General features: G+C 66.1%; 15 protein-coding genes. 9 read left to right on the top strand and 6 right to left on the bottom strand.

Annotated features, from left to right (window positions below; translation table 11 throughout):
- Nucleotides 1–402, top strand: a 402-nt coding sequence (locus VFH65_RS17900) for a ferrochelatase (protein WP_353323256.1), incomplete at its 5' end; no start/stop codon positions are given.
- Here VFH65_RS17900 and VFH65_RS17895 read toward each other — a convergent pair.
- Together VFH65_RS17895 and VFH65_RS17890 are read right to left on the bottom strand one after the other, a co-directional pair.
- Nucleotides 306–941 carry a glycosyltransferase gene (locus VFH65_RS17895; protein WP_353323255.1) on the bottom strand — a complete coding sequence of 212 codons (636 nt, stop codon included), beginning with the start codon at nucleotides 939–941 and terminating at the stop codon, nucleotides 306–308. The two genes, VFH65_RS17900 and VFH65_RS17895, sit on opposite strands and share 97 nt — an antisense overlap.
- Before the next feature lie 88 nt (nucleotides 942–1,029).
- Entirely contained in the window at nucleotides 1,030–1,863 is an 834-nt protein-coding gene (locus VFH65_RS17890) for a helix-turn-helix transcriptional regulator (protein ID WP_353323254.1), read from the bottom strand.
- 347 nt (nucleotides 1,864–2,210) lie between these two features.
- Between VFH65_RS17890 and VFH65_RS17885 the strand changes: the two genes are divergently transcribed.
- Nucleotides 2,211–2,771, top strand: coding sequence for a sigma-70 family RNA polymerase sigma factor (locus VFH65_RS17885; protein ID WP_353323252.1), 561 nt, complete (start codon nucleotides 2,211–2,213; stop codon nucleotides 2,769–2,771).
- A 74-nt stretch (nucleotides 2,772–2,845) separates the two neighbouring features.
- Nucleotides 2,846–3,502, top strand: a complete 657-nt coding sequence (locus VFH65_RS17880; protein ID WP_353323250.1) for a response regulator transcription factor — start codon at nucleotides 2,846–2,848, stop codon at nucleotides 3,500–3,502.
- Here VFH65_RS17880 and VFH65_RS17875 read toward each other — a convergent pair.
- Nucleotides 3,470–3,856: a response regulator gene (locus VFH65_RS17875; protein ID WP_353323249.1), complete on the bottom strand. Its 387-nt coding sequence runs from the start codon at nucleotides 3,854–3,856 to the stop codon at nucleotides 3,470–3,472. The genes VFH65_RS17880 and VFH65_RS17875 overlap by 33 nt on opposite strands.
- A gap of 125 nt (nucleotides 3,857–3,981) precedes the next feature.
- On the opposite strand from VFH65_RS17875, the gene VFH65_RS17870 reads away from it, so the two are divergent.
- On the top strand, nucleotides 3,982–5,571 hold the full coding sequence (locus VFH65_RS17870) for a DUF4118 domain-containing protein (RefSeq protein ID WP_353323247.1): 1,590 nt from the start codon (nucleotides 3,982–3,984) through the stop codon (nucleotides 5,569–5,571).
- Nucleotides 5,572–5,578: 7 nt separating this feature from the next.
- Here the strand turns inward: VFH65_RS17870 and VFH65_RS17865 are convergent, their stop codons facing one another.
- On the bottom strand, nucleotides 5,579–5,854 hold the full coding sequence (locus tag VFH65_RS17865; protein WP_353323246.1) for a hypothetical protein: 276 nt from the start codon (nucleotides 5,852–5,854) through the stop codon (nucleotides 5,579–5,581).
- A gap of 226 nt (nucleotides 5,855–6,080) precedes the next feature.
- On the opposite strand from VFH65_RS17865, the gene VFH65_RS17860 reads away from it, so the two are divergent.
- Nucleotides 6,081–6,341, top strand: a complete 261-nt coding sequence (locus tag VFH65_RS17860) for a hypothetical protein (protein ID WP_353323245.1) — start codon at nucleotides 6,081–6,083, stop codon at nucleotides 6,339–6,341.
- 9 nt (nucleotides 6,342–6,350) lie between these two features.
- Here VFH65_RS17860 and VFH65_RS17855 read toward each other — a convergent pair whose 3' ends face one another.
- Nucleotides 6,351–7,202, bottom strand: coding sequence for a hypothetical protein (locus VFH65_RS17855; protein ID WP_353323244.1), 852 nt, complete (start codon nucleotides 7,200–7,202; stop codon nucleotides 6,351–6,353).
- A gap of 59 nt (nucleotides 7,203–7,261) precedes the next feature.
- Here VFH65_RS17855 and VFH65_RS17850 point away from each other — a divergent pair, with 59 nt between their 5' ends.
- From VFH65_RS17850 to VFH65_RS17840, 3 genes are read left to right on the top strand one after another with little or no spacing between them, the layout of a single operon-like run.
- Nucleotides 7,262–7,693 (top strand): NfeD family protein, encoded by a 432-nt coding sequence (locus tag VFH65_RS17850; RefSeq protein WP_353323243.1) that lies wholly within the window; start codon nucleotides 7,262–7,264, stop codon nucleotides 7,691–7,693.
- A 43-nt stretch (nucleotides 7,694–7,736) separates the two neighbouring features.
- Nucleotides 7,737–8,951: an SPFH domain-containing protein gene (locus VFH65_RS17845; protein ID WP_353323241.1), complete on the top strand. Its 1,215-nt coding sequence runs from the start codon at nucleotides 7,737–7,739 to the stop codon at nucleotides 8,949–8,951.
- A 9-nt stretch (nucleotides 8,952–8,960) separates the two neighbouring features.
- On the top strand, nucleotides 8,961–9,506 hold the full coding sequence (locus VFH65_RS17840; protein WP_353323240.1) for a hypothetical protein: 546 nt from the start codon (nucleotides 8,961–8,963) through the stop codon (nucleotides 9,504–9,506).
- Here VFH65_RS17840 and VFH65_RS17835 read toward each other — a convergent pair.
- Nucleotides 9,496–10,272: a TVP38/TMEM64 family protein gene (locus VFH65_RS17835; RefSeq protein WP_414688444.1), complete on the bottom strand. Its 777-nt coding sequence runs from the start codon at nucleotides 10,270–10,272 to the stop codon at nucleotides 9,496–9,498. The two genes, VFH65_RS17840 and VFH65_RS17835, sit on opposite strands and share 11 nt — an antisense overlap.
- 59 nt (nucleotides 10,273–10,331) lie before the next feature.
- Between VFH65_RS17835 and mutA the strand changes: the two genes are divergently transcribed.
- Nucleotides 10,332–12,137, top strand: a complete 1,806-nt coding sequence (gene mutA, locus VFH65_RS17830; RefSeq protein WP_353323238.1) for a methylmalonyl-CoA mutase small subunit — start codon at nucleotides 10,332–10,334, stop codon at nucleotides 12,135–12,137.

The following is a 12,137-nucleotide window of genomic DNA, read 5'->3' as shown; positions in this document are numbered from 1 at the left end:
GTTGCCGAGGCGGCGGGCTATGACGACTACGACCAGGTGTGGCAGTCACGTTCCGGACCACCGCAGGTTCCGTGGCTCGAACCCGACATCTCCGACCACTTGACGACGCTGGCCCAAGCCGGCATCAAGTCGGTGATCATCTGCCCCATCGGGTTCGTCGCCGATCACATCGAGGTGGTGTGGGACCTCGACCAGGAACTGCGGCAGCAGGCGCAACGGGCGGGCATCGCGTTTGCGCGGGCCAGCACGCCCAACGCTGACCCGCGGTTCGCACGGCTGGCTGCCGATCTCATCGACGAGGTGCGTCAAGGGCGCGAACCGACGCGGCTGCGTGCTTCGGATCCTGTTCCGCTATACGGATTTTCGATCGACGGTGTGGCGTGTACGCCTGACTGTGGCTGATGCAGGATACGGTGCAGCGCGTATCGCCGCGTGACCTCAGTTGCGCGGCAGCCCATTCCGTGACGAAGTTCGGGCATGGTCAAAAGGCGCAGCAGGGCGTCGGCCATTCCTGACGCGGCGTCTGGCCGGTAGACCAGTCCAACACTGCTCGGGACGATCATCCGCACGGTTGCCGGGTTGGCAGGTGCGACCACGGGCCGGCCGAGTGCCAGTACATCCAGCAACGTCGTGGGTTCCGTTGTGGGGCTGGGCACGACGATATCCGCGGCGGCGATCACGTCCGACCACCGCACCTTGGAATGCCTGATCAGGTGCACGCTGTTGCCGACACCCTGTGCCAGCACATGCCGCAAGACGGCGACGCGATGTACGCCCGTCCCGAGGAGGACGAGTTGCACTGGGTACCGGCACCGCACGGCGGCGAAGGCAGTGACCAGCAGGTGCGCGTGGTCTGCGTCGTCGAACGGGCCTATCCCGACGATCGTGGGTTGGCTCGCAAGTCTGGTTGGTGCCTGAAGTGGTTCGTGGGAGGTGACCATGGCACTACCATCGCCCACGGTGCCCGCCCGTGTCGTCGACGCTGGCGCCCAACATCGCTACCCGTCAGCCCGACCGCGGCGATACCCGCTAGCTGCAAACCGGGCGGAGGCGACGTAACCGCTCGGCGGTGTCGGTGGTCGATACTGGCGTGAACATCACCAATTGCAGGCCGGGATGGGCGGTAGGCGCAAGGCTGTGTTGTTCCACGTGAAGATCACCGGCCTCGGGGTGACGGAACAGCCGCTCACGGGAGGGCAGCCTGTCAATGTCGTAGCCCGCCCATGCGGCGCGGAACGCCTCGCTGGTGGCAAGAAGCCGACTCACAAGCTCGGAGAAGGGCGGCTCGTCAAGCCGGCCACCGGCCTCCGCCCGAAACGACGCGACGTTGTACTGGCAGGTGAACTCCCAGTCCGGCATCAGCGTGCGCAGGTAGGGGTCGGTGAAGAGCAGCCACAGGAAATTGCGGTCGGCCGCGGCGACGGTTGCGATGTTCGGATACAGCGCCACGTATGCGGCGTTCCATGCCAGCACGGTCCAGTCCTGGGCGATCGCCAGCGCCGGGTAGTCCGTGAGCGCGCTGAGCAGCCGCTGGACGCTAGCAAGGACGGTGCCGGGACTCGGTTCTTCGGCGGGATGCGGAGTGCAGTAGCCGGCTAGCGACAAGAGGTAGCCATGTTCGGCGTGCGACAACCGCAAAGTCCTTGCGAGCGAATCGATTACCTGCCGCGACGGCGTGACGTTGCGGCCCTGTTCGAGCCACGTGTACCAGGTGATGCTGACGCCGGCCAAGTAGGCCACTTCTTCGCGACGCAGTGCGCAGCCCGTTCGTCCGCCGATGGGAGGCAGGCCCAGGTGTGAGCGTTTGAGCTGACGCCGGCGCGTGCTGAGGAATTGGCCGATCAACGCGGCGTTGCGGTTCATTTTGTGCCTCAGCGGTTTTGGTGGGTAGCCCATTCGGTTGTTGCGCCGTTCCTGTTTCCACAATTGCCCGTCCGCCAGATGTTGTCGCTGTGGCTGGCGCCCATTTCCGGACCCCAGCTAGCTGGAACCGTGGCGTTGCTGTCGCAGTGCTACCGAGCCCTTTTCCCCTGTTCAGCGGGCATATTCACGCAGCGTCGGATGCTCGAGGATCGAGACGGGTAGTGCCACTACTAGCGTTGCTGCAACCTGCACTTTGGTCCTCGCGAATGCAGTGTCGATGTCAAGGAGTCGCCATCTCCCCGCTGTGTACGCGACCCAGTCTCGTCAACCATGGAAAAGGCGAAGGCATGACGACCAATGTGGAAATAGACTTTATTACAACCGATTTCGCCGATAGCAGCGAGGCTGCCGCCAGGGTCGAGGGCCTCTACGACGAGCACGCCGCCGCGTTGTGGCGATACGCCACGCGGTTGACCGGTGACCGGGCCCGCGCTCAGGACGTCGTTCAGGAGACCCTGCTGCGTGCATGGCAGCACCCCGAGGTTGTCAGTGACAGTGAGCGATCCGCGCGGGCATGGCTGTTCACCGTCGCGCGCAACATGATCATCGACGAACGCCGCAGCCTACGGTTCCGCAGTGAGGTGAGCACACCCGAGGGCCTGGACGTACCTGAGCACGACTCCTTGGACGCGGAGAACGCCATGCTCGACCGGCAGTTGATCGACAACGCGATGGCTCGGCTGACCCCCGAGCACCGAGCGGTGATCCGGCGCTCGTACTTCCTGGGGTGGACGACGGCGCGGATCGCGGCCGACCTAGGGATTCCTGACGGGACCGTGAAGTCAAGGCTGCACTCCGCACTGCGCAGATTACGGCGTGAACTGTTCGAAATGGGTTTCACGCCATGAACTTCCGTACGGAGATTTCCCTCGATACGCTCGACCGACGATGTTAGGCATCCGTTTGAGTGCAAGATGGTTGCATGACAGCTCCGGTGCGCGTGGTCGTGGCCGAGGACGACGTCCTGCTTCGTGAGGGATTGGCCAGCCTGCTCCAACGCTCCGGCTTCGACGTCGTGGGGCAGGCGGGCGACGGTGTGCAGCTGTTGACGCTGGTCCGCGACGTGACGCCCGAGCTGGTCGTGACGGACATCCGGATGCCTCCGAGTCATACCACTGAAGGGCTCGATGCGGCGCGAGTGATCCGCGAGGAGCTTCCCGAAACCGCCGTGCTGGTGCTGTCGGCGCACGTCGACGTCGAACATGCGATGGAACTGCTGGCCAGCGGCCACGGAATCGGCTATCTACTCAAGAGCCGAGTGACCGACGTGGCCGACTTCATCGACACGCTCGAGCGGATCGCCAAGGGCGCGTCCGTCGTGGATCCCGCACTTGTGCAGGAGCTGGTGTCAGCGCGTCGACGTGACGACCCACTGGCCGCCCTCAGCCCGCGCGAGCGCGAGGTGCTGGCACTGATGGCCGAGGGTCGCTCGAACGCAGGTATCGCTCACCGGCTTTGGGTGACCGAGGGCACCGTCGAGAAGCACGTGCGGAGCATCCTCACCAAGTTGAACCTTCCGGAGACCACCGACGATCACCGCCGGGTGTTAGCGGTGATCACCTTCCTCGAGGCCCGCTGATCTGTGTACGAGATCGCGGATGGCCTCAGGCGTAAGGGCCCACTTTGACAGGAACCCCACAGCTGGACTCGTCGCGATCATGTCGGAGAAGTCCTGCGCCGCGTGCGTGGAGACGAGTATCACCGGTGACGGCGTCGGGCCCGCCGCTCGATGGATTCTGTCGGCGAGTTCAAAGCCGCTTTCCGTGCCGAGTTCGATGTCGATGAGCGTCACATCTGGCTGCAATTCGGCGAAGCGGACAAGCGCCTCAACGCAAGTCGATGCGACGCCGACGACGGCAATGCCTTGTGGCTCGAGCAGACCGCGCGCTGCGTCGACGAAATAGGCGCTGTCATCAACGATTAGGCAACGCACAGCACGACTCGCATCACCATGAATTCAGTTTCTCAATGCCGGCCATCGGAGCGCATTCCCGCTAGCGGTAACCGTGCGACGGTTAGCATTGAGATTGCGGCACGTCGAAGTCCGCCAAGGGTGATATGACAGACAAACTGCCACAGCTGGCTAGCCGGCCGGGATCAACATCAGGGGCCCGTGCGCGGCTGCTGGCGCTGCTGGTGCGCCCGACGGCGCCGCCACTGTGGCTGGGGATCGTGGTTGCTGCGTCGTTCATCGTGGCGGAGACGCTTCTGGTGTTTCTGCTCAGGAAGGCCGCCCCCGAGAACACTTTTGGTGCGGTCTTCTTGCTCGGCGTGCTGGTGGTCTCCGCCGGGTGGGGTTTCGGGCTCGCTGTGACGACGTCGCTGGCAAGCGGTCTTGCCTACTTCTACTTTCACCTGCAGCCCGACGGAAACTTCACCCCGATCGGCCCCGACGATGCGATGGCCATTGCCATCTTCTTGCCCGTTGCCCTTCTGGCCAACATTCTCGTGGGTCAGGCGCGGTTACGTGCCGCAGAGGCAAATCAACGGCGCAGGGAAGCCGAGTCAAGCCGAGATGAGCTGCATGTGCTGGCGGAGCAGCAGGCCGCATTGCGACGAGTCGCGATGCTTGTCGCGCATGCGGTGCCTTCCTCCGAGGTGTTCTCGGCGGTGGCACAGGAATTGGCACGGTGCCTGGGTGTGCACCATTCGGCTCTGGTCCGCTATGAGCCCGACGGCACTGCCGTCGTGCTCGCGGCGCGGGACGAACCGGGATCGAAGAAGATGCTTGCCGGCAAACGGTTCTCGGCGCAGGGCGACACTGTCGCGGCGACGATCTTGCGAACAGGGCGCCCGGCCCGGATCGACAGCCACGACGAAGCGGCCGGTCGCGATGCAAAGTACATCAGCGAGCTGGGATTGCACTCGGGTGTCGGCACTCCGATCGCGGTGAACGGCCGGCTGTGGGGCGCCGCGATCATCGGGTCGATGAGTCCCGAACCCCTGCCTGCCGACACCGAGATGCGGGTCGGCGACTTCGCGGACCTGGTCGCGACCGCGATCGCCAACGCACAGGCCCGCGCCGAGCTCACCGCTTCTCGGGCCAGAATCGTTGCGGCCGCGGATGGCGCTCGACGCCGTTTCGAACGCGACCTGCACGACGGTGCCCAACAACGCCTCGTCTCGCTCGGGCTGCAAATGCGCGCCGCCGAGGCGGCGGTGCCGCCCGAGCATCCAGCGTTGAAGGCGCAGATCTCCGACATCGTCGGCGGTTTGACCGGCGTCTCGGAGGATCTGCAGGAGATATCGCGCGGAATCCACCCGGCGATCCTGTCGAGAGGTGGACTCGGCCCGGCGATCAAGACGCTGGCCCGCCGCTCCACCGTCCCGGTTGCGCTTGACCTCAGTGTCGACCGAAGGTTGCCTGAGTCCGCCGAAGTAGCCGCGTATTACGTTGTGGCCGAAGCGCTCACAAACGCTGCCAAGCACGCACAAGCGTCTGAGGTGAACGTGAGCGTCGACGCTTTGGGATCCGAGATCCGCCTGACAATCGCTGACGACGGTATCGGCGGGGCCGACACGGGCAAAGGCTCTGGGCTCATCGGCCTCAAGGACCGCGTTGAGGCGCTTGGCGGCGAATTGGAAGTCTCCAGTGTTCCCGGCAGCGGGACTTCACTTTTCGCGAGAATCCCGGTCGAGGATTCGTGATCTGCTGTTACCGGTGTCCGCCGTGGAAACCGCCGAACCCGCCGAGCAGGAAACCCTCGCCGCCGTAGGGGTAGTAGTCAACCCCGGGAGGGGAGTCATTGATCTGCGCGTTGCCGGGCGTTATGCATTCGCTTCCCGCGCCCACGCTGCCGCAGGACATCTGGGCCGTACTGGGTTGCGAGGCCGTCGTCGGAGCGGCAGCGGCTGCGGGCGCAGCCGCAATCGCGACAGCGGCAGCCCCGGCCGCCAACAGTGGTGTGATGTAGGTCGATTTGAATCGCATGTTCGCACTCCTTCGATGGTGGCCGTGATCCGGCTGACTCCTACAGTGGCCTCTCATCCGAAACGTGTCGTCCACGCTGGCACCCGTCTTCGCCTCCTGCCAACGGGAACTGCCGGTATTCCAGCTGGCAGGGGGATCAGTTGGTGGTCAGCCGTGACGCCTTCGGGTCATGGCTGAGCCACTCTGGAAAGCGCAGCAAGACAAGGGCTTTCGAAGGAGTGACACTATGCGAAAAGGACTTAAGTCCATCACATCGGCGATTGCGGCAGGTGCTGCCGCGATAGCTATCGCCACCGCACCTGCCGCGGCCGCGGATCCCGCGCCGGATCGGCCGGCTGCGATCGCCAGTGTCCCTGCCGGTTTTCACGGCGGAGGCGGCTATCACGGAGGCGGTTATCGCGGCGGCTACGGCTACCACGGCGGGTACGGGTGGCACGGCGGCTACGGGTGGGGCCACGACCGACCCTGGTGGCAATGGGGCTGGTGAGCAGTCGGGCTAGCTTTGCCAGGCGGAGTGCAGAATCGCGCCGAGCGCCGCCATCCGTGCCGAGCGCACCACACCGGCCAGTGGGCGCAGCGCATCGCTGGCGATCTGCACCTCCGCCGAGCTATGCAACCCGCTCGGGATCAATCCGGAGCTGACGGTGATGATCGCGTCGACATGCGCTGCGTTCTCCAGGACCCGCATCGCCCGCGTCGGGGCGTGGTCGGGAATGCGGTGCAGCCGCGCGGATTCCAGCACCTGTTCGACGAGCGCGCGAGGGTCGGCCACGTCGGCTCCTGCCGCGCCCGCGCGCAGCGCGCCGAAGGCATCCGCTGCCGAACGGACCGCCGACCGCAACGCATACTCGGCTTCGCCGAGGTCAAGGTACTCGGGCACCAGTGCGCCCGGCACCGAGTACACCGTCCACGACAGCGCACAAGGCTCCGGTTCGAACTCCGCGTCGTCGTCGATGTCGTCATACTCAAAGTCCGGGACCAAGCCGATCGCGGATGACGGATCGCGGGTGACGATGATCGCCTCGCCGGTCGTCACCGCGTCGCGCTGAAACTGGGTGCCGGCGGGAAGGCCCCGCACATCCCCTGGCACCGGCAACGCGACCCCGATCGAGGGCCCGCCGGCTGCCCGACCCGCCGCGGTGCGCAGCGTCTGCAGAAGGGAGACCGCGCCCGCATGGTTGAGGTCCGGCCATGGCAGCCCCGTGCGGCCGGCCGCCACCGAGTCGTAGGCCGTGACGGAATGTCTTGGCGCCCATTGCGATAACGCGTCCAGGACATCGTCGGGCGCGGCCGCGCCCGCAAGCCAGGCATTGGCCCAAACCGACAACGAAACACTGGGACACCACATGATGCTCGCAGTGTAATAGTTAGCCGCGTATTGGGTCGGCTACGCGTTAGGCTGACGCCATGCCCGTTTGGTTGATCTGGCTAATAGCCGCGCTGGGCCTGGCCGGCGCGGAGGCGCTGACAGGTGATCTGTTCCTGCTCATGCTCAGCGGTGGAGCCCTTGCCGCCGTCGGCTCAAACCTGATCTTCGACAACTACGTGATCGACGGGGCTGTTTTCCTGGTGGTCTCGGTCCTGCTGTTGGTACTGGTCCGCCCGGTACTGCGCCGCCGGTTTGCCGCGGGCACCGGCCTGCCTGATCGGCCAAAGGAGCTCGAGGGAAAGAGCGCGCTGGTGCTCGACCGGGTCGCTCGCCATGAAGGCCAGGTGAAACTCGACGGCGAAATCTGGACGGCGCGGCCGTACAACGCCGAGGATGTCTACGAGCCAGGAGACAACGTCACTGTCGTACACATCGACGGCGCCACTGCCGTCGTGTCAAAAGTCGTCTAGAGGAAAGCCTGGGTCACGCCCAGACAACACGGAAGGAACAGTCATGGAAGGTGCCGTCGCCGGCCTGATTCTGGTGGGCGTGCTGGTGGTCTTTGCCGCCATCGTCGTGGCCAAGTCCGTCGCGCTGATCCCGCAGGCGGAGGCCGCTGTCATCGAGCGGCTTGGCCGTTACAGCAAGACAGTGTCGGGCCAGCTGACGTTGCTGTTGCCGTTCGTCGACAAGATCCGCGCGCGGGTGGACCTGCGTGAGCGGGTGGTGTCGTTCCCTCCGCAGCCGGTGATCACCGAGGACAACTTGACCGTCAACATCGACACCGTCGTCTACTTCCAGGTCACCAACCCGCAGGCGGCGGTCTACCAGATCAGCAACTACATCGTCGGCGTCGAGCAACTGACCACCACGACGCTGCGAAACGTCGTCGGCGGCATGACGCTCGAGCAGACCCTGACCTCGCGTGACCAGATCAACGGGCAGCTACGCGGCGTGCTCGACGAGGCCACCGGCAGGTGGGGTCTGCGGGTGGCTCGGGTCGAGTTGCGGTCGATTGACCCGCCGCCGTCGATCCAGGACTCGATGGAAAAGCAGATGAGGGCCGACCGCGAGAAGCGCGCAATGATCCTGACGGCCGAGGGCAGCAGGGAGGCCTCGATCAAGCAGGCCGAAGGCCAGAAGCAGGCGCAGATCCTCGCGGCGGAAGGCGCAAAACAAGCCGCCGTCCTCGCCGCCGAGGCCGACCGGCAGTCGCGCATGCTGCGCGCCCAGGGCGAGCGGGCAGCCCAATACCTGGTCGCCCAGGGCCAGGCGAAGGCCATCGAGAAGACGTTCGCCGCGATCAAGGCCGGTCGCCCCACCCCGGAGATGCTGGCCTATCAGTACCTGCAGACGCTGCCGCAGATGGCCAAGGGTGAGGCCAACAAGGTCTGGTTGGTGCCAAGCGATTTCGGTGCGGCCCTGCAGGGCTTCACCAAGATGCTGGGTGCGCCCGGCGACGACGGCGTGTTCCGCTACCAGCCGTCACCGGTCGAGGAGAACCTGCCCAAGCCCGAGGACGACAGCGACGAGGTCGCCGAGTGGTTCACCACGCAGACCGATCCTGAGATCGCAAGGGCGGTGGCCAAGGCCGAAGCCGAGGCTCGCACCCCAGTGCAGGGCGGCATCCCCGGCGTACCACCCAGCGTCGACCCTCCGATGCAGTACCCGCCGCTGTCGCAGCAGGTCCAGCCGCCGGCGGGACGCCACAGCGGCACGGAGCTGTAAGCGGGTCGCATGCGGGTCGGCATCGCCGATCATTTCGGATGGGCCGTTGCGGTGACTGCCTCGGCAGCGCATGAGGTCGTGGACCGTCGGCGCCTCGAACTCGTCGAGCCTGGCCTGACCGCCGCGCCGATCCACTACGACAGTCATCGCCTCGATGTCGCGGCGACGACAGCTCTGGTGGAGAAGGTGCGGGCGTCAGTGCTGCGCGCGACGACCGACGCGTTCGACCAACTCGCGGCGGCCCTGCCCGCACCGGTTGTCTCGATCTCGCTCCGTAGCTGGCCGCCGGACTTTCCTGACGACATCGCCGCCCAGCGCCGCGCGCCGTACGAGGCTCGTGCCGACGCGATCATGTACCGCAAGATCCTCGCCGAGGTCGCGCAGGCTCGCGGCTGGGAGGTGCGCCTTTACGACGCGAAGCGGGTCGTCGGGCAGGCGGCCGACGTGCTGGGCGAACAGGCCGAGCAGATCCTGCAGGGCCCTCGAGAAAAGCTGGGACCGCCGTGGACCAAGGACCACCGGGTGGCTTTCGCCGCGGCGGTTGTCACGCGCTGATGTGCTCGCTCGGCGCGTCAGCGTGCCGTTCCCGGTGATGGCGCCGGTGGGTCCGGATCTCGTAGACCAGGCCCGCGATACCGACGCTCGCCGTGCAGAAAGACACCAGGAAAAGCGCCGGGCTGATATTTCCGGTGAGGGCATCACCGAGAATCACGACGGCGGCGGTGCCGGGCATCAACCCGATGAAGGTGGCCAGCGTGTAGGGCAGCACCCGCACAGCTGACGCGCCTGCCGCATAGTTCAGGACGGAGAACGGCACCGCCGGGATCATTCGCATCGACATCACCGCGGGCCAACCGCGATCCCGCAGCCGGGCATCGAGCGATTCGACGCGCGGATGGCGGACCAGCCGGCTGAGCTGCCAGCCCGCGGCGCGGACCAGCAGCAGCGCGATGACCGCGCTGGCGGTGCTGGCAACCACTGCCAGCGGCACTCCGAGGACGGGGCCGAACAGCAGGCCCGCAGCGAGCGTGAACGCGGTGCGTGGGAAAGGAAAGACGGTCACCACGATGTGGGCGACCAGGAAGGCCAACGGGAACCACGGCCCCACCGAGGTCGCCCAGTCACGTAGCTGGACCGCGGTGGGCAGCGGAACCAGCAGCGCAACTGCGACGAGGATCACAATGGCGGCCAGGATGCCGAAGAACCGCCGCGGCGAGACCTGCGCAGCCGTCATGATCACCGCCGCACGCAGCGCACGCAGGGTGTTGACGACGGCTTTCACGATTACCAAGACTACGGGCCGCCAGCTGACAACTCCCATCAGCGGCGTTGTGAGTCGCCCGCCCAGCGGACAGACCTGTGATGGCGATCATTTAGCCTGTGGACGTGCAGAAATCCAGTGCGCTCGAACCCGATATCGCACGGTGGCGCTCGGCGGTAGCCGGTGTGCTGGCCAAGAACACCAAGCGCGATCCCGCCGATTTGCCCGCCGAACCGGAGCGGCTGCTGGATTCGCCCACCTATGAAGGCTTCCCGATCCGCCCGCTGTACACGGGTCTCGACGCGCTGCCGGAGCCCGCGCTGCCCGGCCAATGGCCCTTCGTCCGCGGCGCCGACGCGCGCCGCGACGTCTTGTCGGGATGGAAGGTGGCCGAAGCGTTTCCGGCCAACGGGTCGGCGACTGCCGAGGATAACGGCGCGGTGCTGGTCGCCCTGACCGAAGGCGTCAGCGCGCTGGTGCTACGCGTCGGCGAATCCGGAGTCGCCGTCGGCGATGTGGACCGCCTACTCGAGGGAGTGTTCCTGGATCTGGTGCCGGTGCTCTTGGACGCCGGATCCGACCTCGTCGCAGCTGCCGACGCGGTGCTGGCTTTGTTGACCGACATGGACGACGACCAGCGCTCACGGCTGTCGCTGGATCTCGGCGCCGACCCGCTGACAGCGCCGCTGAGTGGGCGATCCGCCCCGGGCATGACCGACGTCGTTTCGACCGCGGCGAAGGTCACTGGCTACGACGGCGGCGTGCGGGCAATCACCGTTGACGGGGCCGCCTTCCACAACCTGGGCGCCAGCGCGTCGTGGGAGCTGGCCGCGGGCGTCGCTGCGGCGGTTGCCTACCTTCGGCTGCTTTCCGAGGGTGGCATCCCGGTGCGGGACGCATTGCGGCAGATCGCTTTCCGATTCGCCGCCGACGACGACCAGTTCATGACGATCGCGAAGCTGCGTGCGGCGCGTCAACTTTGGGCCAGGGTGGCCGAGGTGGTGGGGGAGCCCGACACGGCAGCGGCGACCGTGCATGCCGTGACATCGCTGCCGATGATGGCCCAGCGTGATCCGTGGGTGAACATGCTGCGCACCACGCTGGCCGCATTCTCTGCGGGGGTGGGTGGCGCCGACACCGTGCTGGTGCATCCGTTCGACGTGGCCATACCCGGTGGCTTCCCCGGCATCGCAGCGAGTTTCGCGCGGCGCATCGCGCGCAATACACAACTGTTGCTGCTGGAGGAATCGCACATCGGCCGGGTGCTGGACCCCGGCGGCGGGTCGTGGTTTGTCGAGGACCTCACCAAGCAATTGGCCGAGCAGGCGTGGACGCATTTTCAAGACATCGAATCCCGGGGCGGGTTCCAACAGGCTCGCGACTATGCCGCAGCCAAGATCGCCGAGGTGGCGAAAAGCCGCGCCGACGACATCGCCCACCGGCGTACCGCGCTCACCGGAGTCAACGAGTACCCAAACCTCTCTGAACCGCCTCTGCCGCAAGCTGATTCGCTCGATTCAGTGGCCCGATACGCAGCAGGCTTCGAGGTGTTGCGGGACCGGTCGGATGCATTCCTGGAAAAGACAGGTGCGCGGCCACAGGTCCTGCTGCTGCCGCTCGGTCCGCTTGCCGAGCACAACATCCGGACGACGTTCGCATCGAATCTGCTGGCCTCCGGTGGGATCGAGGCCGTCACTGACGCGGCCGACGCGAAGATCGCGGTGATCTGCGGCACCGATGCTCGTTACGGCACCGAAGCCTCCGCCGCCGTCGACTCCGCGCGTAAAGCCGGGGTGTCGTACGTCCTTCTCGCCGGGCCGGAAAAGGCCGTGGCCGAAGCCGACTCGAAACCAGACGGCTACCTGACCGCGAAAATCAATGCGGTGCAAGTGTTGTCGGACCTGCTCACCCGATTGGGGGCCTGA

Source organism: Mycobacterium sp. (assembly GCF_035697385.1).
Lineage (GTDB): Bacteria > Actinomycetota > Actinomycetes > Mycobacteriales > Mycobacteriaceae > Mycobacterium.
The sequence above is the reverse complement of the archived record's forward strand: the minus strand, read 5'-3'. Positions and strand labels throughout refer to the sequence as shown.